The sequence below is a fragment of the Brevundimonas sp. UBA7838 genome (assembly GCF_002500885.1).
Classification (GTDB): Bacteria; Pseudomonadota; Alphaproteobacteria; order Caulobacterales; family Caulobacteraceae; genus Brevundimonas; species Brevundimonas vesicularis_C.
In genome coordinates this window covers 19541-39060 of the sequence record NZ_DLTK01000095.1, presented here as the reverse complement: position 1 = coordinate 39060, position 19520 = coordinate 19541, and the positions used below count along the sequence as shown (strand labels likewise).

The 19520-nt window shown below is 64.1% G+C and carries 20 protein-coding genes; 10 read left to right on the top strand and 10 right to left on the bottom strand.

Going from position 1 to position 19520, the window contains the following annotated elements; translation table 11 throughout:
- The first annotated feature begins 22 nt into the window (after positions 1 to 22).
- Genes B3T77_RS08480 through B3T77_RS08460 form a run of 5 tightly spaced genes read left to right on the top strand, consistent with a single transcriptional unit; the run spans position 23 to position 4620 of the window.
- Positions 23 to 475, top strand: coding sequence for an HIT family protein (locus tag B3T77_RS08480; RefSeq protein WP_292078911.1), 453 nt, complete (start codon positions 23 to 25; stop codon positions 473 to 475).
- Positions 472 to 1662 (top strand): LptF/LptG family permease, encoded by a 1191-nt coding sequence (locus tag B3T77_RS08475; protein ID WP_292078840.1) that lies wholly within the window; start codon positions 472 to 474, stop codon positions 1660 to 1662. Before B3T77_RS08480 ends, B3T77_RS08475 begins: the two co-directional genes overlap by 4 nt.
- Positions 1659 to 2723: an LptF/LptG family permease gene (locus B3T77_RS08470; RefSeq protein ID WP_292078838.1), complete on the top strand. Its 1065-nt coding sequence runs from the start codon at positions 1659 to 1661 to the stop codon at positions 2721 to 2723. Before B3T77_RS08475 ends, B3T77_RS08470 begins: the two co-directional genes overlap by 4 nt.
- Positions 2720 to 3856, top strand: a complete 1137-nt coding sequence (locus B3T77_RS08465) for a dATP pyrophosphohydrolase (RefSeq protein WP_292078836.1) — start codon at positions 2720 to 2722, stop codon at positions 3854 to 3856. Before B3T77_RS08470 ends, B3T77_RS08465 begins: the two co-directional genes overlap by 4 nt.
- Complete coding sequence (locus B3T77_RS08460) at positions 3853 to 4620, top strand: nucleotidyltransferase family protein (protein WP_292078834.1); 768 nt, start codon at positions 3853 to 3855, stop codon at positions 4618 to 4620. The genes B3T77_RS08465 and B3T77_RS08460 overlap by 4 nt, the downstream gene beginning before the upstream one ends.
- On the opposite strand, the gene B3T77_RS08455 is transcribed toward B3T77_RS08460, so the two are convergent.
- Positions 4599 to 5339 carry a phosphocholine cytidylyltransferase family protein gene (locus B3T77_RS08455; protein ID WP_292078832.1) on the bottom strand — a complete coding sequence of 247 codons (741 nt, stop codon included), beginning with the start codon at positions 5337 to 5339 and terminating at the stop codon, positions 4599 to 4601. The genes B3T77_RS08460 and B3T77_RS08455 overlap by 22 nt on opposite strands.
- Positions 5336 to 6211, bottom strand: a complete 876-nt coding sequence (locus B3T77_RS08450) for a glycerophosphotransferase (protein WP_292078830.1) — start codon at positions 6209 to 6211, stop codon at positions 5336 to 5338. The genes B3T77_RS08455 and B3T77_RS08450 overlap by 4 nt, the downstream gene beginning before the upstream one ends.
- A gap of 672 nt (positions 6212 to 6883) precedes the next feature.
- Between B3T77_RS08450 and B3T77_RS08445 the strand changes: the two genes are divergently transcribed.
- Positions 6884 to 7729 carry a universal stress protein gene (locus tag B3T77_RS08445; protein ID WP_292078828.1) on the top strand — a complete coding sequence of 282 codons (846 nt, stop codon included), beginning with the start codon at positions 6884 to 6886 and terminating at the stop codon, positions 7727 to 7729.
- 813 nt (positions 7730 to 8542) lie between these two features.
- Here the strand turns inward: B3T77_RS08445 and B3T77_RS08440 are convergent.
- From B3T77_RS08440 to B3T77_RS08420, 5 genes are all read right to left on the bottom strand, one after another.
- Entirely contained in the window at positions 8543 to 9301 is a 759-nt protein-coding gene (locus tag B3T77_RS08440) for a glutaredoxin family protein (protein ID WP_292078826.1), read from the bottom strand.
- Positions 9302 to 9619: 318 nt separating this feature from the next.
- Positions 9620 to 10744: an ABC transporter permease gene (locus B3T77_RS08435; RefSeq protein WP_292078824.1), complete on the bottom strand. Its 1125-nt coding sequence runs from the start codon at positions 10742 to 10744 to the stop codon at positions 9620 to 9622.
- Complete coding sequence (locus tag B3T77_RS08430; protein WP_292078822.1) at positions 10744 to 11670, bottom strand: ABC transporter ATP-binding protein; 927 nt, start codon at positions 11668 to 11670, stop codon at positions 10744 to 10746. Before B3T77_RS08430 ends, B3T77_RS08435 begins: the two co-directional genes overlap by 1 nt.
- On the bottom strand, positions 11667 to 12650 hold the full coding sequence (locus B3T77_RS08425; protein ID WP_292078821.1) for an HlyD family secretion protein: 984 nt from the start codon (positions 12648 to 12650) through the stop codon (positions 11667 to 11669). The genes B3T77_RS08430 and B3T77_RS08425 overlap by 4 nt, the downstream gene beginning before the upstream one ends.
- The gene (locus B3T77_RS08420) at positions 12647 to 13213 is read right to left on the bottom strand and encodes a TetR/AcrR family transcriptional regulator (protein ID WP_292078819.1); all 567 of its coding nucleotides are present in this window, start codon (positions 13211 to 13213) and stop codon (positions 12647 to 12649) included. Before B3T77_RS08420 ends, B3T77_RS08425 begins: the two co-directional genes overlap by 4 nt.
- Before the next feature lie 443 nt (positions 13214 to 13656).
- Between B3T77_RS08420 and B3T77_RS08415 the strand changes: the two genes are divergently transcribed.
- From B3T77_RS08415 to B3T77_RS08405, 3 genes are all read left to right on the top strand, one after another.
- A complete protein-coding gene (locus B3T77_RS08415) occupies positions 13657 to 14226 on the top strand; it encodes an RNA polymerase sigma factor (RefSeq protein ID WP_292078818.1) in 570 nt (189 codons plus the stop codon).
- Positions 14223 to 15173 carry a FecR family protein gene (locus B3T77_RS08410; RefSeq protein ID WP_292078817.1) on the top strand — a complete coding sequence of 317 codons (951 nt, stop codon included), beginning with the start codon at positions 14223 to 14225 and terminating at the stop codon, positions 15171 to 15173. Before B3T77_RS08415 ends, B3T77_RS08410 begins: the two co-directional genes overlap by 4 nt.
- Positions 15174 to 15257: 84 nt before the next feature.
- Complete coding sequence (locus B3T77_RS08405) at positions 15258 to 15935, top strand: STN domain-containing protein (protein ID WP_292078815.1); 678 nt, start codon at positions 15258 to 15260, stop codon at positions 15933 to 15935.
- A 588-nt stretch (positions 15936 to 16523) separates the two neighbouring features.
- Here B3T77_RS08405 and B3T77_RS08400 read toward each other — a convergent pair.
- Genes B3T77_RS08400 through B3T77_RS08390 form a run of 3 tightly spaced genes read right to left on the bottom strand, consistent with a single transcriptional unit; the run spans position 16524 to position 18121 of the window.
- The gene (locus tag B3T77_RS08400) at positions 16524 to 16718 is read right to left on the bottom strand and encodes a DUF1289 domain-containing protein (RefSeq protein ID WP_135194134.1); all 195 of its coding nucleotides are present in this window, start codon (positions 16716 to 16718) and stop codon (positions 16524 to 16526) included.
- A gap of 7 nt (positions 16719 to 16725) precedes the next feature.
- A complete protein-coding gene (locus tag B3T77_RS08395; protein WP_135194135.1) occupies positions 16726 to 17838 on the bottom strand; it encodes a nickel/cobalt efflux transporter in 1113 nt (370 codons plus the stop codon).
- A gap of 7 nt (positions 17839 to 17845) precedes the next feature.
- Entirely contained in the window at positions 17846 to 18121 is a 276-nt protein-coding gene (locus B3T77_RS08390) for a metal-sensing transcriptional repressor (RefSeq protein ID WP_088582496.1), read from the bottom strand.
- Between the two features lie 67 nt (positions 18122 to 18188).
- Between B3T77_RS08390 and B3T77_RS08385 the strand changes: the two genes are divergently transcribed.
- Entirely contained in the window at positions 18189 to 19508 is a 1320-nt protein-coding gene (locus tag B3T77_RS08385; RefSeq protein ID WP_088582497.1) for an MFS transporter, read from the top strand.
- Positions 19509 to 19520 lie beyond the last annotated feature (12 nt).

The following is a 19520-nucleotide window of genomic DNA, read 5'->3' as shown; positions in this document are numbered from 1 at the left end:
CGGACCGGTTATCTTGGCCATCATGACCAATCCGACCGCAACCGCCTTTGGATATCCGCACACGCTTGTCGCGGAAACAACTCATTGGCTTGTTCTGGTCCGGCCGAAACAGCCCACATGGGGATCGCTGGCCCTGGTGTGCAAGGAGCCGGTCCAGGCCTTCGCCGACCTCAGCGCCGAGGCGTTCGTCGATCTGAAGGTCGCGACCAGCGGCATCGAGGCCATGCTGGGTCGATTGGTGGCCTATGAGCGGATCAACTATCTGATGCTGATGATGGTCGACCGCGACGTCCATTTCCACGTCATCCCCCGGTACGACGGGACGCGCGAGGACGCCGGTCTGACGTTCGCCGACGCCGGATGGCCCGGCCCGCCCGCCGTGGGCCAGACGGTCGATCTGGACGCCGATCAGGCCGAGAACCTGGCCCGACGGCTTGGTGAAGCCTGGCCCCGGACGGAGGTGGCGGCGCAGTGATCCGGCTGCGCATCCTCGACCGCTATTCGCTCCGGCTGACGCTTTGGCCGATGGTCGGGGCGATCGTCGTGACGCTGGTGGCGCTGTTGCTGGAGCGGGTGCTGCGGCTGCTGGACGCCCTGTCACAGAGCGACGGACGGTTCGGTTTCGTGCTGGAGCTGACGGCCAATCTCGTTCCGCATTATCTGGGCCTGACCCTGCCTGCTGCCTTCTTCGTGGCCCTGTTCATCGTGGTTTCGCGGCTGAACGACGGGTCCGAGATCGACGCCATGCTGGCGAGCGGCCATTCCCTGACCCGGATCGCGGCTCCGTTTGTCGGGCTGGGCGTCGCCCTGATGGTCCTCAGCATCATGCTGTTCGGCTTCGTCCAGCCCTATAGCCGATATGCCTACCGCTCGGTCCTGCACAGCGCCCAAAGCGCGGGCTGGAGCGGGGCGGTGCCGGAACGGGCGGTGATAACCACTGACGACGGCCTGCTGATCACCGCCAACACCACCGATGCCTCAGGCCGGTCGTTGAAGGGCGTCTTCATCCGCCAGCTCAACCCGAACGGCGCCGAGCTGATCACTACCGCCGACCGAGCCGATGTCTCGATAAATCCTGAGAGCGGCACCGCCACCGTCACCCTGCACCAGGGTCGCCAGATCCGGATCGGTCGCGACGGCAGGCCTAAAGTCTTCGTCTTCAGCGGCTTCTTCGCCGACATCCCCCTGACAGGGCCCACGAAGCTGCTGCGGGATCGCGGCGGTGATGCGCGCGAGCTGACGCTGGTCGAGCTCGTGACCGGAGGAGGTCGGACCATTCCGCTGCAGGAACGGATGGCCGAGTTCTATGGCCGACTGGCGCGAGCCCTCGCTCTCCCGCTGCTGCCGCTGCTTGCGCTGCCGCTGGGTCTGGCGGCCAAGCGGGGCGGGCGGGCGCCCGGCGTCATCCTGGCCGGGGTCATCCTGATCGCGTTCCAGAACCTGCTCCAGCTCGGACAGGGGCTGGCGACCAGCGGGCGCGCCGACGCCATCGTCGCCGTGGGCCTGCCTTTCGCGGGGTTCGCGGGCCTGTGCGTCTGGATCTTCGTGGGCAGCCGCCGACGCCCCGGCGACACCCCGATCGCCCGGCTGACCCAGCGCCTGGGGGCGGTAACGGGGCGTGTGATCCGGCTGATCCCCGCACGGCGGCCCGCCCGCGCATGATCCTGGCCCGTTTCATCCTCAAGGTCGTGGGGTTCCGCATTCTGGCGGCGCTTGCCGTGCTTTTCGCTGTGCTTCAGGTGCTCGACCTGCTGGACGCGACGACCGACGTGCTGGACCGCGGGCTGGGTGTCAGCGGCGTGATGAGATATGCCGCGCTGCGCGCGCCAGGCCTGCTGATCCAGGCCATGCCCATCGCGGTCCTGGCCGGCAGCCTGCTGGCCTTCACCCAGCTGGGTCGGGAGAGCGCGATCATCGCCATGCGGGCCAGCGGCGTCTCTACGTTTCGCCTCATCGGCCTGTCGCTACCCGCGGCCCTGGTCGTCGTCGCGGCCCATCTGGTGATCGGCCAGGCGATCGCCCCGCGCACCGATTCCGCGCTGGAACACTGGTGGCGGGTCACCGAACCGGTGGGTGATCGGAAGCCGCCGGAAAGCCGCAGCTTTCGCGTCGGAGCCGACATCGTCACCGCCACCGCAAATCCCGACCGCGACACCAGCCTGATCGACGTCCGCATCTATCGCCGGACGCCGGCGGGCTTGTTGGTGACCCGGACCACGGCGTCTACGGCCCGTTTCGACAACGGCGCCTGGACCCTGAGCGACGCAAGGACCGTGACGATCGCACAAGGGGGCGAGGGTGTTCGTGATGTCGTGCGCATGACCTGGCCGACCACCCTCCGTCCCGTCGATATCCAGACCGTATTTGGCGACACGGCCACGACCACCTCGGCGGAAGCCCGCCGCGCGCTGCGTGAGGGCGCGGCCCTGCGGTCCCCCGCCTTCTACCAGATGACCCTGCATCGGGCCTGGTCGACGCCATTCGCGTCGCTTGTCATGCTTCTGCTGGCGATCCCGGTGGGCTTGGTCAGCTATCGCGGCGCCCAGGCTCCCGTTGTGCTGGCGCTTTGCCTCGGGGCCGGGTTGCTGTTTCTGGTCGTCGACGGGCTACTGGCGGCCGTGGGCGAAAGTGGGGTTTTGCCGGTGCTGCTGGCCGCCTGGGGCGGGCCGATCGTATTCGCCGCCGCCGCCATGATGGTCCTGTTGCGGGAGGAAGGCGCATGATGCCGTTGCAGATCGTCCCGGTCGCCACACCGGCGGAGCTGGACCGGTTCATCGCGCTGTCCGACCGGATCAACGCGGGGGATCCGAACTATGTGCCGCCGCTGCGGATGGAGCGACGCGATGCCCTGTCGCCCAAGAAGAACCCCTTCTTCGCCCATGCCGATGTCCAGCTGTGGATGGCGATCCGCGACGGGCGCGACGTCGGCCGGATCAGCGCCCAGATCGACCACTTGGCCCCACCCCGCGCGGACGGTCCCGATGGCCATTTCGGCCTGATCTGCGCCGAGGACGACGCCGCCGTATTCGCCGCCCTGTTCGAGACCGCCGAGTCCTGGTTAAAAGCGCGGGGCTGTCGCCGGGCTCTGGGTCCGTTCAACCTGTCGATCAACGAGGAGGTCGGCCTGCTGATCGACGGCTTCGACACCCCGCCGATGGTGATGATGGGCCACGACCCGGCCTATGCAGCTTCCCGGATCGAGGCTTTGGGCTATGCCAAGGCCAAGGACGTCTTCGCCTATACCTCGTCCTTCGACCACGACCTGCCCGCGCCGGTCACGCGGCGGGTAAAACGCGGGCCGCCGCCGGGCCTCGTGCTGCGCCCGCTCGACATGCGCCGTTACGATGCCGAGGTCGATGCCTTGACCGACATCCTAAACGACGCCTGGTCCGACAATTGGGGGTTCACGCCCGTCACCGAGGCGGAGACCCGTCAACTGGCAATTGCGCTGAAGCCAGTGATCGATCCGCGCCTGACCTGGTTCGCCGAGATCGACGGCGACGTAGCCGGTTTTGTCGTCTTCCTTCCCAACGTCAACGCGGCGATCGCGGACCTGAAAGGGCGGTTGCTGCCTTTCGGTTGGGCCCAACTGCTGTGGCGGCTGAAGGTGCGGCGCGTCAAATCGATCCGCGTTCCCCTGATGGGGGTCAAGCGTCGCCATGCTAGGACACAGAAGGGGATCATGGCGCCGTTTCATCTGGTGCATATCGCCCGCAGCCAAGCCCGCGCACTGGGCTATCGGCACTGCGAGATGTCGTGGATCCTCGAGGACAACACGGCCATGCGAGGCATCCTCGAATCGCTCGGGGCCCGCATCTACAAGACCTATAGAATCTATCTGAAGACGCTCGTTTGACCGGCTTCACGGCCCTGATCCTGGCCGGCTCGCGCGGCGGCCCGGAGCCCGTGGCCAACTACGCCGGCGTGGCGCACAAGGCCCTGATCCCGGTCGACGGGACGCCGATGATCCTGCGCGTGGTCGCCGCCTTGGGTGAGGCCGGAGCCAGCCGGATCGCCGTCTCGACCGACGAGGCCGAGGTCATGGCGTTGTTGGCCGGGTATGAGGTCGAATGCATGCCTCCAAGCGCCCAGCCCAGCCTCAGCGTCCTGTCGGCCTTCGAAGCCCTGGGGCCGCCGCTTCTGGTGACGACGGCGGACCACGCCCTGCTGCGTCCAGAATGGATCACCCAGTTCCTCGCCGACATGCCGCCCGAGTGTGACCTGGCCCTTCTGCTGGCCGAACGGCGAGTGGTGGAAGCGGATGCTCCACGGACGAGGCGGACCTGGTACCGGTTCGGGCGACGGGCCTGGTCCGGCTGCAACCTGTTCTATCTGGCTACGCCCAGGGCCGCCGACGCCCTGGCGTTGTGGCGGAAGGTCGAGGTCCATCGCAAACAGCCGTGGCGCGTGGCGCGCCTGATCGGCCTGACGAGCCTGGCGCGTTATCTCAGCGGGCGCCTGACGATCCACGAGGCCGTCGCCCGTCTCGGAGACTCAATCGGGGTCCGGGCCGCTGTCGTGCCAAGCCGGTTCGGCCTCGCCGCCGTGGATGTGGACAAGCCCGAAGACCTCGAACTGGTCCGTTGGATCGTCGAGGATCAGCGCGCCAGCCAACCCTGAACCAGGGCTTCGTTGGTTGCCACATCGGCCAGGAAATCCATCTCCCCCCAGCCCAACCCCTCGATCGAACAGACGCTGACGCCCCCGCCTTCGCGTGCCAGCTCGTGGATGATGCTTAGATACCACCGGCGCAGGTTTTCCGGATCGCGCAGCGCCGCCTCCATCGCAGACCGGAAACGGGCAGCGCCCCGGTTCGAGAACCGCAGGAAGCCGATCGATTCGGCGTCATAGGTCTGGATTGTCTTACCTATGGCCAAAAGATCGTCGCCACGCGTCTCGACCTTCATGTCGTCGGCGTCATAGGTAGGCTTGCGATCGACGGTCACGACGATGTCGGTCATTGGGGCCGCGATCAGTCTGTCTGCAATAGCGGGCTCGAACAGGGTGTCCCCGTTCAGCAGCAGAACGTCCTCCTCGAACCGATCGCGTACAATCCAGCAGGAGGCCAGGTTGTCGGCCACCCCGTAAAAGGGGTTGTAGACGGTCGAGACCGCCATGGCCCCCAGTTTCAGTCTGCCGATCTCGTCCTCGACCAGCGAGGCCCCGAAACCGGTGACCACGATAACCTCTTCCACGCCCGCCGCCTGAAGATGCGTCAGTTGCCAGGCCAGCAGGCTGCGCCCGCCCAGTTCCACCAGGCATTTCGGCCTTGCCTCTGTTAGTGGCAACAGCCTCTTGCCCTGGCCCGCGCTCAGGATGATGGCCCGTTTTGTCGTCACCCGGATTGTCCCTGCATGAAGCCCATGATGGCTCGCGCCGCCCGCTCGGAGGCCGGTTCGGGGCCGGTCGAGAAGGTCTCGGCGAAGCCCGCGGTCTGGGCAGCCAAGAAATGCCGGTGATTCCGCCGTGCCGCATCGATGGCCTCGACCAGATCGATCGTGGTCTCCCGAACCGGCCCGAACCGCCAATGCCCATAGTTCTCGTCGCCCTGCCAGTCGACGCCCCCGGCGTTCAGGAAGACACAGGGTTTGGGCGTGCGCAGGAACTCGTAGACCTGGCTGCTCACGTCGCCAAGGTAGACGTCAGCCAATGTGGTCCAGGTCATGTCGATCGACCGGTCACTGCCGCGATCGATGTGGATGTGAGGCCGACCCTCATAGTCGTCCAGCAGCCCCGCCCAGCGCGCCCTCGCCGCCCTGCCGTCCAGCAGTCGGACGTGAGGCGCCACGACCAGGTTGTAGCGATCCTGATCGGCGAAGGCGCTGAGCACATCCGCGCCGAACCGTTCCCACGAGCCAAGATTGGAGAAATGAGGATTGTAGAGCACCACGGGCCTGTCATTAGCGAACGGTCGAAAGCTCGGATCTCGGATAGCATCCGCCGCCTCGAACTTGGGGTAGCCGATGACCGCGTGGTGACCCTCACGGATCAGGCCCTCGCGCTGCATCCGCGCCCGGTGCTTCTCGCCCGCCATCAGGACGAAGTCGAAATCCGCGATCCGCCGATCAAATCCGGCCGCCCGGTCCCCCGCCCCATGGTCCAGATGAATGAACCGAGGCCGGGTAACCCCCAGCCGCTTCAAAAATATAGACGTCCGCTCCGGCACGGCGATGGCGTCCGATTCGTTCAACCAGCCTGCTGCGGTCACCATTGTCAGAAGTTTTGGCGGGTTCCTGCCGCCCGAGATTGTCTGGGCGATAGAAAGAAGCGACGAACTTATATTGTAATACTCGATTGTTGCGTCGCCCAGTCGAGAGGCTGCGAACCGAGCGTATTCGAGCTGCCAAGCGCCAGGCGACGCAATAACGACGCGCGCTTCGGATTTCGCAGCCAAGCGCACTGCTGTTGGCAATCCATGCAGCAGTTGATGATTTTGCGCATTGAATAGAAAGACTATCTTCACCTCGGCATTGGCGTCCCGACGAGTCTTAAATAAATAGGCTTCATAATCTACAATAATGATACAGCGCCACCTTGGCGTTGCGCATATAGAACATGATGTCCAGCCACGTCGCCAATATAGAAAATACCATGGATTCTGATCCAACGCCGTCACCGACCGCTACGCCTATAACCCGTCCGCGTCGTCGAGGGACGCTCATCTCAGCGGCATCGATCAGGGCCCTAACCGTAGCCATATATGAAGGCCTTTCAAGCCGCCTAGCTTAGACCGACGCCTATGAATGCCGGCTCTCGTGTTGGATCGTAACGGAGTGGGCACAGGTCGCCGTTGGCGGAGCGTCGACCGAAGGTCGTCGGACTCCGGGTCCTCGACGTTAACCGCCAATCGATGTAGGTTGTGGGTCAACAGAGTAGGTGGCCGATGTTTTCAGCGTGGCGAGATATTGCAGTCTTCGTCGATGAGACCGGGGCTGGAGATCGGATCGCTCGTCAGGCGGCAATCCTTGCGAAACGTCACAACGCGCATCTGGTCGGAATATTCGGGATGGCGCGCGAACCATCCCATCCGTCGGACGACTTCGCGAGGGGCAGGCAAGGGATACAGCACGTCATAGCCAAACGCCGCGAAGAGGAGGCCGGCAAAGCACTCGCCGCTGGGAAACAGTTCAGCGATCTTCTGAGAGACTACGACGTCGGAACTGAGTTTCGAGTCGTGTGGCGCGGCGACACCGCTGATGATATTGTCCTGAATGGCCTGAACTGCGATTTGATCATCGCAAGCCATCCAAAGCTCGATAATCTTCCAGACAACTGGTCAGGCGAACACCTTTTGCTTGTGACGAGCGCCCCTGTGTTAAGAATCCCCACCGGCTGGGAAGATCGATCTGTGGGTAAGAATGTGCTGATTGCCTGGAATGGCAGCCGGGAAGTTCGCCGAGCGGTCAACGACGGCATGCCTCTTCTCGGCACTGCCGATTCGGTTACAGTGCTGACTGTAGATCATGATCGCATACCTGGGGGTATCGGATCGACGGCCGACGATGCCGTCCGCCATCTCCTAAGGCATGACATAGACGCCAACCTCTCCTCGATTGAGTCCGGGGGCCGCCCGGTTGCAGACGTCATTCTAGACTACGCAGCTTCTATCAGCGCCGATTTGCTTGTTCTTGGCGCCTACAGTCATCCCCGAACGATCGAGCGTCTGTTCGGCGGCATCACCCGTTCGTTGCTGGCCGATGCCGAGATGCCCCTGCTCATGTCTCGCTGAAGCGTCAGGGTCAGTCGAGTGCAAGTCACTGGACCGGCGCCGCGGCGTTGCAGGACGGCTTTCGAAAGCAGGAGAATGCTGAGGGGATATCAGGCAGGCTTTTTCGAGCAGCCAGAACGACTTCGAGAAAGGGTCGGGTCCAAAGTGACATTGACCCGGATGCCGGAACGGACCGTGCCGGATCGGGCTCTCGTCGCCGATCGCACTATGAGGTCGTTCTTCGTTTTAGTCTCACCCCGAAGTCTTGCATTCCGGGGGGCGTCGTCGAGGGACAGGACTCCGACCGCCTGACGCACCATCATGGCCTCCGGGCCTCGCTGAACTCGATCGCTTCATCTTCTCTCCATGTTCAGAGCCCAAGCGCAGAACAAGAAACCAGATCAGATCGCTCCAAAGCTTCAGGGGCAGGTCAGAGCGTCACCGCCATCAGGCGTCAGTCGCTGGCTCAATACCGTCAAGCCCGAGGCGCCGGCCGGCAAGGCCATCTTCGACAACTCCGCTGCCCACAGACACCCCTGGGTGATCGACGGGCTGAAGCGCCGGCCACAATGGAGGCTCCATTTCACGCCGACCTCGGCGCCGGGCCCAACGCCGTCAAGGGCGTTGTCCCCATCCTTTCCAAGCGTCGTCTCGCCCGTTGCGACTTCAACGCGTCGTCGCTCTCCCGGCCGCCGTCAACCGCTTCGTCGGACGACATTCAGCAGCCCAAGTCCTTCTTCCGGACCGCCGAGCCAGACAGAATGATCGCCGCAGCCAACCGGCGCCCAGACGCAGGGATTTAATCCATAGAGGGCGGTTGTGGGCGATGATCTATTAGACTGCCCTCGGGCCGACGCCGAGTGACATCACCGCCATCCAGACCGCCATGGCGATCATCATCAGGTTCTCGGTGAGCGATAGGAAACCCAGAGGCACATTGCTGTCGCCGCCGACGCAGGCGCATTTCAGTTCCCTCTTGTCGATATAGACGGCCTTGAACACAGAGATCGCGCCGATGCCTCCGATGACCAGGGCGACGGGCGCCGACAGCCAGGTCAGCACGCCCGCGACCATCAGTGCGCCCGCTCCAAACTCCGCGAAGGGGTAGATCTTGCCATATGGGACCCAGCGCTTGGCCAAGAGGTCGTAATTCAGGAACATGGACGAGAAACTCTCGATGTTCTGGAGTTTCAGCATCCCCAGCACCATCATAGACAGCGCAATGAACCACTCGCCCGCCCGCCCGGTCAGCGGGGTTCCGTAGATGACAAGGCTAAGCATTGAGGCCATGACGGCGGTCGTCAGGAAAACGACCAGCACCGGCGTATAGGTCGTCGCCTTGGGGTCGCGGACCTTGAGGCCCAGGTTGCGACGCAGGTCGTCGTGACCGCCTATCCGCTGTCCGTCGATGAAGACCTGGGGTGTCGTGTTCACGCCGTACTGGGCCTTGAAGGCGTCGGTCTGCTCGCGGGTCGTCAGCCAGTGGTCCTCGACCCGATAGCCCCGGCTTTTCAGCAGGTGACGGGCTTTGAGCCCCCAGGGGCAGGTGTGGTCGGGCATCACCATGCGATAGATGATGGCGGTCTTGGTCATTGCAGCCTCCGTGACATTGAAACCGGAGGCCCGCCCCCAAGTTCCGTAGCACGACGGAGTCAAGCGTGAGTGTGCGGACTATCGCAGCCCTGACGCGAGAGGAGGATGTGGCTTTTGATCTGCTCCCGCCAACGCTGGCTCCTCAGCCGGCGTCAACGCACGCCGATTCCGAACATGTTTACCGCCCTCCTCGCTGCTGAGGCGGAAAGACCCGAAGCCTCATCACCTTAGCAGCCGATGGACGAGGCCCGCGTCCAGGCTCAAGAGGATGCGTGAAATGACCAGCACCGTCCGATGCGGCGGGACGCCGCTCAAGACTCAATCCAGCGTCGTCCGGTACCGAAGGATGGCGAGCGCCGTGATCACCACGACGAAGGCGACCAGCGCCATCACGCTTGGCCACGCGTCGGCCAGACCAACGCCCTTCAACAAGGCGCCGCGGACAATCCTCAGAAAATGGGTGACAGGAATTAATGACCCGAGGGCCTGGGCCCAGTCAGGCATGCCCCGGAAAGGGAAGAGAAAGCCGGAGAGCAGCATGGACGGCAAAATGTAGAAGATGGACATCTGCATGGCCTGCATCTGGGTTTGGGCGAGGGTCGACAGGAAGAACCCAAGCGCCAGAGATCCCACGATGAACAGCATGACCCCGACGATGAGGGCGTCCCAGCCCCCGACCATGGGGACGTCGAACAGCAGCCGAGCCATCACCAGGAACAGGGTCACCTGAACAATCCCCACCCCGACATAGGGGGCGAGCTTGCCGATCATGACTTCGAGCGGCCGCACAGGCGTCGCCAGCAGGCTTTCCAACGTACCGCGCTCCCGCTCGCGCGCCATGGCCAGCGACGTCATCATGACCAGGGTCATCGACAGGATGACCCCCAGAAGGCCGGGAACGATGTTGAAAGCGGTTATCCCTTCCGGGTTATAGCGCCTGTGAACGATCACCTCGAACGGGGCGCCCTGGGTGGACCGGACCAGCGGGCCGGTCAGGTCGCGAGCCAACGCCTGTGCCGGAAGGCCTGCGAGCGCGGCGAGGGCGCCGCCCGTCGCCGAGGGATCGGCGGCGTCGGCCTCGATCAGAATCGCCGGATTCTCGCCCCGCACGACCCTGCGCGTGAAATCCTGGGGGATCACCACCGCGAACTGGACCTCGCCCCGCGCCAAGGCCTGGTCGAGTTCGGCCTGGCTGTTGGCCGACTGGGTGATGAGAAAATAGCCGCTGTTCGTCAGGGCGCTCAAAAATGAGCGCGAAAAGCTCCCATGATCCTGAACATAGACCGCGGTCGGCAGATTTCGGGGATCGTCGTTGATGGCATAGCCGAACAAGACCAGCTGCAGGATCGGCATGATCAGGATCATGGCGTAGGCGAGGTGGTCGCGCGTGAGCTGTATGAACTCCTTGGCCATGACGGCCCAGATTCGTGTCGCCGAAAGCATCAGCTCGATTCTCGCTGAAGGTCAGCCGTCAATTGTATGAACACGTCCTCAAGGGTCGGCCGGGTTTCCGTCCACACGATCGGCGCCTCACTCAACGGTGCGATCGCCTTTTCCAGTGCGGCGCGATCTCGGCCGGAGACGTGCAGCGTCGTTCCGAACACCGTCGCCATTTCAACGCCGACCTGGTCTCTGAGGCGTGGAACGAGCCGGCCTACATGAGGCCCCTCCGCCAAGAAGGTGGTCAATCCGGACTCATCGATGACCTGGTCGGCCGTGCCCCGAGCCAGCGTTCGACCTCCGGCGATATAGGCGATCTCGTGACACCGTTCGGCCTCGTCCATGTAGTGGGTGGACACAAGAACGGTCATGCCTTCGTCAGACAGCGCGTGGATTTCGTCCCAGAAGGTTCGCCGCGCTTCCGGATCGACGCCGGCGGTCGGCTCGTCGAGCAGGAGCAACTCGGGTTCGTGCAGGGTCGCGGCGGCCAGCGCCAGCCGTTGTTTCCATCCGCCGGAGAGCGTGCCGGCGAGCTGTCTTCGTCGCTTGACCAGTCCCAGACGCTCCAGTGCCGCCTCGACCCGAGCGGCGCGACGGTCCAGTTCGTGAACCCTGCTTGTGAACACCAGGTTCTGCTCGATGGACAGGTCGTCATAGAGCGAGAATTTCTGCGTCATATAGCCGACCCGACGTTTGATCAGCTCCGACTGGCTCATGACGTCGTAGCCAAGCACCTCGCCCTCTCCGCTGTCGGGCGTCAGCAGACCACACAGAAGACGAAGCGTGGTCGTTTTGCCCGCTCCGTTCGGGCCAAGAAATCCGCATATTCTGCCGCGTTCGACGGTGATGCCGAAGTCCTGCACGGCATGCAGCGCGCCGAACGACTTGTTGAGGCCCCGAACGTCGATCACCGGCTCTGCATGTTTCATTGTGCGCCCCGCAACCGCTCGACATCGACAGGCAAACCGGGCTGGAGCGAGCGGGGATTTTCGGGCGTCGCTTCGATCATGAAGACCAGACGATCCCGGCTGCCCTGGCTGTAAAGGATTGGCGGAGTGAACTCAGGTCGCGGGCTGATCCAGCTAATCCGGGCCCAGCGCGCCGCGCCGCAGCCATCGCAGCTGAAGCTCACCACGCCGCCGGGCCGATAGTTAATCAATTCTCGCTCGGGAACGAAGAAACGGACCTTGACCTCGGCGTCGGGCAGCAGCGCGAGGACCGGTTGATTGGCGGGGACGAATTCACCCTGGCGAAAGAAGATCTCCTCGACACGCGCGTCCACAGGCGCTCGCGGCGCCAAGGTGCTCAGCCGCACTTCGGCCTCGCCCAGTCCCCCTTCGGCCTGGTATATTTGTTGTTCAGCCGCCCGCAGGGCGCCTTCCCGCGCACCCAGCGTCGCCACCTCGCGCCGACGCCGTACGGCCGCGACCTGGGCCCTGGCCGTGTCTCTTTGCGCTCTCTCCTGATCGAGCCTGGCTGGTGCGTAAATGCCCTGACGCACCAGGGGTTCGATCCGCGCATAGCTGGCTTCCGCTTCCCGCAGCTGCGCCTGGGCGGACGCGAGTTCGGTATCGAACACGTCGAGTTCCTGCTCTCTTTGTCCCGTCCGGAGATCGTCGGCACGCGCGCGCGCCGCCTCGACCGACGCGGCCGCACCGCTCGCCTGTGCCTTCTGCACGCCCGCGTCGATCTGGAACGTCGCAGCACCAGTCCGGACGCGGTCGCCTTCGCGCACATAGAGGGTTTCGAGCGCGCCCGATGCGGGCGCAGCGAGATAAACCGGCTCGCCCTCCACATAGCCTGAAAGAGGGCGGTCTATTGTGTCGGTCCGGAGAAACCCCCAGATCAACCCGCCGATCGCGACCAGGCCAACACCGGCGGCGATCTGATAGAGCGTCCGGCGCCTCACGCCTTCATCCCCTTGAGGACGGTGTCCAGATGTTGGGCCGCCAGCGCCTCGAGCGGCAGAGGTTTGGCCCCGATGGGCTCGAAGGTTTCTCTCCAAAGCAGACCGAGCACCAAGGGGCCCAACAGGCCCATGGCGAAGAGTTCAGGATCGCCCCGTCGGACCTCGCCCGACTTCTGCCCTCGACGGACCAGACTGGCGATCAGCGCCAGAAGCGGTGTGATGACGGACTGGTGCCAGATCAGCGCCAGTTCGGGCAGATTGCGGCTTTCCGAAATGATCAGCTTGACCACGCCGCCGATACGAGGATTGGCTTGGAGCGCGCTAACGAGGACCCCGACGCCCAATCGCGCCGCTTCATCGAATGGTAGATCGGCCTCGACGCCGGTCCTGATCTTGAGCAAGCGCGGCTCTATGGCGTCCTGCACCACCGCCCTGAAGAGATCCTGCTTCGTTTCGAAATAGAGATAGAGCGCGCCCTTCGACACCCCGGCGGCCTTGGCGATGTCGTCGAGCCGGGCGCGCGCGAAACCATGCTCGGAGAACACCTCGAGCGCAGCCGCCACGATCTCTGCCGGCCGATGGGCTGCTCGGCGGCGCCATTTTGGTTGTCCCGGAGGCAGCATGACGACCCTTATTAACTGAACGGAAAGTTATTAAGGGACTTATTCGGACGGTTCAAGGACTGTTCCACCACAAAGCGTGTTCTGCCGCCCGGGCGGTGTTCTGCTGCGGCCGGAGCGAGTGCGGTCCGCGTAAGCATTGCTTTCGAGACCAGGTGAGATCCGCAGCGACCAGCGTCAGGCTGGATCGCTGTTCGTCTGCCCCCAGCCGTGGCAACCTTCACCCTGCTGGTTCGAAAAGGCGCGCCCCGTCCGATCAGCCCGGCAGCCCGCCTCCTTTGGCTTAAGTTGGCCGCAAGGTTCGTTCATAACTCGTGCGCGCGTTACGGCTTTGGCCGTGCGAGATGTCTACCAGTCGGGGCGGATCGGCTTCGGGGTCTCAAATCATGCGGGATGACGAACTCAATCGGTGGTTCTGTCATGCGATACTGCCGCATGAGCCTTTGCTCATGCGCGTCATTCATCGGAGCTGGCCAAGCGCTGAGGACGTCGTCGATATCCGCCAAGATGTATATGAACGCGTCTTGAACGCCGCCCAGCACGGCGTGCCGTCCCAACCCCGAGCCTATCTGTTGACCATCGCCCGCAATCTGATGATCAACCGAGCGCGTCGCGCCAAAATCGTATCGTTCGATCTGATATCGGACCTAGAGACTGCAGACTGGGAGGACCTGGCCGCCGAACCGCACCGTCATCTCGCGGCGCGTGAAGAACTTCGTAGAGCCCAAGAGGGACTCGACCGTCTGCCAGTGCGGTGCCGGGAAGTTGTGTGCCTGCGCAAGCTGGAAGGGCTCTCGACCCGCGAGGCGGCAGAGAGGCTAGGCGTCAGTCACCATACGGTGGAGCGGCAACTGACGTTGGGAATGCGAGCTTTGACGGACTTCATGCTGGGGGGGGAAGGGCGCATTGCTCGTGGCGTCGGCCAAGGTCGCAAGACCCGGGAGACGCAGCCATGAGCCGAGCCACCGACGTGGAAGCGTGCGCAGCGACCTGGCTGGTGCGTCGCGAAGAAGAGCACTGGACTGCCAGAGACGAAGCGGAGTTGCAGCTCTGGCTGCAGGAATCCGCGGCACACCGCGCGGCCTTCTGGCGTCTCGAATATGGTTGGCGAAGGGCTGATCGGTTGGCGGCGCTCACCAGCGATGCGCGCAAGGGGGTTGATGCAGGCATAGGGACCCGTCGGGTTCGTGCAGCGTTGCTGGCCGCCTGTCTCGTGCTCGCGACCGCCCTTGGGTTCTGGGCGATACGCGAACCGGGTTCGGCGCCCGCCATGTTTACGACGGATGTCGGCGGACACAGACTGGCGGTGATGTCCGACGGGTCTCGTGTCGAGCTGAATACGGCCAGTCATTTGCGCGCGGAGATCGGTCGGAGGAGCCGGCAGGTCTGGCTTGATCAGGGCGAAGCCTATTTCGAGGTTGCCCATGACAGGGATCGGCCTTTCGTCGTTCATGCAGGCGATACACGCGTCACGGTTCTCGGCACGAAGTTCGTGGTTCGGCGAGACGAAGACAAAGTGACGGTCAGCGTCGTTGAGGGCCGAGTGAAGGTCGAGGAGGCGGGCGGCCACGCCATTGACAGGGCCTCAGTCATCACCTCAGGGGATATCGCTCTATCCCAGGGCGATTCGATGCTTTTGGCGCCGCGCTCGGAGCAGCGCGTCGAGGCTCAACTCGCCTGGCGCCAGGGGCGGATCGATTTCGATAACACCACCCTGGGGCAGGCCGCCCTCGAGTTCAATCGCTACAACCGCCGTCAGCTCATCGTCTCCGAAGACCTCTCGGACCTGCGGATCGGAGGCTCGTTCGCCGCCCAGAATCTGGATGGCTTCGTCCGGATGCTTCGTGACGCCTACGACCTGTCTGTGACCCAAACCGGCGATCGATTCACAATTTCTTCGTGACGACGTTACGGGAGTGGAAGCTCCCGACTGTCCTTCTCTGGTGACGGCGCGTCAGACGCCGCGACATCGGGTGAGGAACAGACAATGTCAAAAGGATCCAGATCGACCTGGCTGCTGGGCGCTTGCGCTACGGCGGCCCTCGTCGTGGCGTCGCAGCCTTGTCAGGCGCAGGCGCCGCGGACGGCCAGCTTCAACATCGCTGAAGGGGAGATGCGGCCGGCCATAGACACCTGGATGCGGCAATCCGGCCGCGAGGTGATCTATCGCGTCGAGGACGTCCAAGGTCTGCGCACCCGCGGCGTAAGCGGCGTGATGGACAGCGATCTGGCGCTTGAGCGGACCCTCGCGGGCTCGGGGCTCACCAGCCGCCGCGACACGTCCGGGGCACTGGCGATCATTCGCCAGAGCGATTCCCGAAGCCAGGCCGAGATCGGCTTGGTTACAACACAGATCGAGGATGTGATCGTCACAGCGCGACGCACCGAGGAGAGGAGCCAGGATGTTCCGGTCGCGGTCTCTGCCTTCAGCCAGGAATCGCTGCGTGAGAAAGGCATACAGACGGCGACGGATCTCCAGAATTTCACGCCATCCCTGACCGTCTTGGGACATGTCAGCCGAAACCAGGAAGAGTTCACCCTCCGCGGCATGGGAGGCTCCGGCGGGTTCGGCACTGGAAGCGGCCCCGGGGTGGTCGCCTACTTCGCTGAGACTCCCAACAGCGCGAGCGGACCAGGCGCATCGGAACCTTTCAGGCCTGCTTGATCGAGAGCCGCTTCCGCGGCTCTGGCCAACATGCCGACCGCGATGTCGAGATAGGCCTGGGTCCGTTCCGGCCAACTCCGTGGAGTGAGATACCAATCCAGGGGCATGGCCGATTGCCGCGTCCTGATCCCCGCAGTGTCGAACACGGGCAGCATCCGGTCGATTCCGGGAAACCGGTCTCTAAACAGCGCCTGAGCGACCCGGACCACGTCCGTCTGGGTCATGACATTCGGCGCGTTTGCGGTCGCGATGGAGAGAAGTTTGGCGGAAGCCGGCATCGAGGTTCGCTCCGGTCGGCATCGGTTGCGACCCGAACGCTAATCGCGCGAAAGCTTCAAGGTTCCAAAAAGGCTTACAGTACAGCTAGATAAGAACCGGCATCACTCGCAAAAGCACCCAGAAGCGGAAGCATAGCGTTCGAGGATGAAGCACGAAACAGCTCCCGAGATGGGCGGTCGGCGTGCCTCTCGACCAGTTCATTCTCGACCGCTATCTCGCCAGCGCCGGTCAGAATGAGACGTCGTCGGGTCTCAAACGCCGTAACCCGCAAGGTGGACCGGAGCGATGGCCACGGCCTCACGTCTCTTTTCACACCGTCGGTTTCGGTGTGAGGTTGGCTGAAAGCCTGGCGAGACGACGCGGCAGATCCCGTTCGATGGTTCTCTTCTGATAGGGACTAAGCTTGCGCCAGCCCGCTATCTCCGGGCGCGTTCGACCACAGCCTTCGCACTGACCCGAGCGGCCGTCGAAGGTGCAGATATCGATACAGGGCGTGCCGGTCATGAAGGAACTACCCGGCCAGGGCCACGACGGCCTGCCAGGTGAGAACCAGGCCGACGATGGCGATCAGCCCGCCTGAAAAATAGGGCGCTTTCCGCGCAAAAGCCGCGAAACCTCCCGACCAGCGCTTCTCCGCATGCCGCATCCCGATCGCCGCTGCGACACCGACGGTGACCATGGTCGCCGCCAATCCGATCGAAAAGCACAGGACGAGGGTCGCACCCAAGGCCACCTGCTTCAGCTGCAGGCAGAGCAGCAGGACGGTGATCGAGGCCGGGCACGGGATCAGGCCGCCTGTCAGGCCGAAGAGCATGATCTGCCAGGTGGTCACCTTGCGGTTGGCGAACCGTTTCTTGATGTCGTTGGCGTGGGCGCGTTCATGGGCGTCCTGGTGGCCGGGGTTTGAGACATCCAGGCCGCCGTGGTCATGACCATGCTCGTGATCGTGTTCGGCGAACTCGACGTCGAAGTCATGGGTGTGATTGCCGTGGCCCAGAACCAGCCGCGCCGTGAAGGCGTGGGGTTCGGGAATGACGTCAGCCGATTCGAGATAGCCGTCGCGTGTCTCGAAGTGGAATGTCTGGACGGAGCCGTCCGCGCGCGTGGTGGCGACCTTGATGTCGCCGGCCCTCGGGACAGGACCGTGATCGGGGGCAAACCGGAAGCGCGGCGGAATACCGTCCTCGAAGATACTCAGGCTGACGACGCCATGGCCCGTGTCGATCCAGCGCGTCTCGTCGTGGGTGTGGTCATGATCATGCTCGTTATGGACGGCGTTCTGCTCGCGCCATGTGGCCAACAGCATCCATGCGGCGACACCGAGGATGATCACGGCCGAGGCCAGTTGGAACCAGCCCTCCGAGGCTTCGATGTCGAAGAACTGACCGAAGTAAAGACCGGTCAGGGCGATCGCCCAGACGATGGCCGTGTGCGACAAGGTCGCCGAAAGCCCGAGCAATACCGCCTGCCAGACCGTCCCGCGCACGGCGACGATGAAGGCCGCCATCATGGTCTTGGAATGCCCCGGCTCAAGACCGTGAAGCGCCCCGAGAAGGAGGGCCGAGGGAATGAACAGCCAGGCATGGGCCGAGCCCTGCGCGAGCAGGTCCGCAAACGGAGTCATCGGCGTCTCACAGGTATTTGGTGATGTCTTTGAACTCGGCCATGGCCTGCCGCGCCTCAGCCGGATCGCCCTCCGCCGCATGGGCGAGGCAATGGTCGATGTGATCGTGGATCAGGGCCTTCTTGGCCGCCGCCACGGCCTTCTCGATTGCGTGAAGCTGCTGGGCGAGGTCGAGGCAGGTGCGGCCGCCCTCGATCATGGCGATGGTTTTCCGCAGATGTCCCTCGGCGCGTTTGAGCCGATTGACGATCTCGGGATGGGATTTATGGACGACGTGGGCCATAGCAAGATGCTATCCCCCCGGAGGGGATAAGGCTAGCCCCCTGGCTCGACCCGCAGGATGATCTTCGATGTTTTCCCCGCTCCGACATGCCGGTTATCGGCACCTGTTTACGGCTCAGGTCGCGGCCCTGCTCGGCACGGGCATGGCGACGGTGGCGCTGGGTCTGCTGGCGCATGATCTGGCCGGGGCCAATGCCGGCGAAGTCTTGGGGATGGCCCTGGCCATCAAGATGATCGCCTATATCGGCGTCGCGCCCTTCGCGAGCGCCCTGGCGGCCAGGCTTCCCCGCAAGGCCCTGCTGGTCTCGCTGGATGTCGTCCGGGCCTGTGTCGCCGGCGCCTTGCCGTTCGTTGGCGAGGCCTGGGAGGTCTATGCCCTGATGACGGTGCTGTACGTCGCCTCGGCGGCCTTCACCCCGGCGTTCCAGGCGATGATCCCCGACCTGCTGCCTGACGAGGCGGAATACACCAAGGCCCTGTCGCTCTCGCGCCTCGCGGCCGATCTCGAGAGCGTGGCCAGTCCCGTGCTGGCGGCCGTGCTCCTCGCCTTCATGAGCTACAACAATCTGTTCGCCGGGACGTCCCTCGGCTTCGTTATCTCGGCCCTTTTCGTCGTCACGGCTGCACTGCCGGTACTGACGCAGACGGCTCAGAAACCCTTCATCCAGCGGCTCACGGGCGGGGTTCGCCTGTTCGCTTTGACGCCACGTCTGCGCGGTCTGATCGCCATCAGCATCGCCGAGGCCGCCGGCGGGGCCATGGTGTTCGTCAACACGGTCGTCCTGGTGCAGTCCCGCTTCGCCATGTCCGGCCAAGCCGCCGCCTGGGCGCTAGCGGCTTTCGGGGCGGGGTCGATGGCGGCGGCGATCGCCCTGCCTCGCCTGCTGGACCGGGTCGCAGACCGGACCGCCATGTTGTGGGGCGCCGCGATCATGACCCTGGTGCTGCTTGGGGGATCGGTGCTGGCGACCACCTATGTCGCCCTGCTCATCCTCTGGGCCGTCATGGGCGTCGGCTATTCGCTGACCCTCACACCGGCGGGTCGCGCCTTGCGTCGGTCTTCCAACGCACAGGATCGTCCGGCCCTGTTCGCGGCGCAGTTCGCCCTGTCCCACGCCGCCTGGCTGATCGCCTATCCGGTCGCCGGTCTGGTCAGCGCGGCTGCGGACCCCAGCGCGGCCTTTCTGGTGCTGGCCGCCCTGTGCGCGTTCGGAACGGTCCTAGGATTTGTAGTCTGGCCTGCGAACGACCCGACGGACCTGCCGCATCGGCATGACGCACCGGCCGAAGACGATCCGCATCTGGACGGTCAATCCGGAGAGGCGTTGCACAGCCATCCCTTCGTCATCGACGAGCGCCACCCGCGATGGCCGACGACGAAGGAGTGAGCCCAAGGCGGG

Coding starts and splice junctions, on each gene's coding strand:
- B3T77_RS08395 (WP_135194135.1), bottom strand. CDS start 17,838: ATGACTCCGTTTGCGGACCTGCTCGCGCAGGGCTCGGCCCATGCCTGG.
- B3T77_RS08410 (WP_292078817.1), top strand. CDS start 14,223: ATGAGCCGAGCCACCGACGTGGAAGCGTGCGCAGCGACCTGGCTGGTG.
- B3T77_RS08445 (WP_292078828.1), top strand. CDS start 6,884: ATGTTTTCAGCGTGGCGAGATATTGCAGTCTTCGTCGATGAGACCGGG.
- B3T77_RS08385 (WP_088582497.1), top strand. CDS start 18,189: ATGTTTTCCCCGCTCCGACATGCCGGTTATCGGCACCTGTTTACGGCT.
- B3T77_RS08390 (WP_088582496.1), bottom strand. CDS start 18,121: ATGGCCCACGTCGTCCATAAATCCCATCCCGAGATCGTCAATCGGCTC.
- B3T77_RS08440 (WP_292078826.1), bottom strand. CDS start 9,301: ATGACCAAGACCGCCATCATCTATCGCATGGTGATGCCCGACCACACC.
- B3T77_RS08430 (WP_292078822.1), bottom strand. CDS start 11,670: ATGAAACATGCAGAGCCGGTGATCGACGTTCGGGGCCTCAACAAGTCG.
- B3T77_RS08435 (WP_292078824.1), bottom strand. CDS start 10,744: ATGCTTTCGGCGACACGAATCTGGGCCGTCATGGCCAAGGAGTTCATA.
- B3T77_RS08465 (WP_292078836.1), top strand. CDS start 2,720: ATGATGCCGTTGCAGATCGTCCCGGTCGCCACACCGGCGGAGCTGGAC.
- B3T77_RS08480 (WP_292078911.1), top strand. CDS start 23: ATGACCAATCCGACCGCAACCGCCTTTGGATATCCGCACACGCTTGTC.
- B3T77_RS08400 (WP_135194134.1), bottom strand. CDS start 16,718: ATGACCGGCACGCCCTGTATCGATATCTGCACCTTCGACGGCCGCTCG.
- B3T77_RS08470 (WP_292078838.1), top strand. CDS start 1,659: ATGATCCTGGCCCGTTTCATCCTCAAGGTCGTGGGGTTCCGCATTCTG.
- B3T77_RS08415 (WP_292078818.1), top strand. CDS start 13,657: ATGCGGGATGACGAACTCAATCGGTGGTTCTGTCATGCGATACTGCCG.
- B3T77_RS08450 (WP_292078830.1), bottom strand. CDS start 6,211: ATGGTGACCGCAGCAGGCTGGTTGAACGAATCGGACGCCATCGCCGTG.
- B3T77_RS08405 (WP_292078815.1), top strand. CDS start 15,258: ATGTCAAAAGGATCCAGATCGACCTGGCTGCTGGGCGCTTGCGCTACG.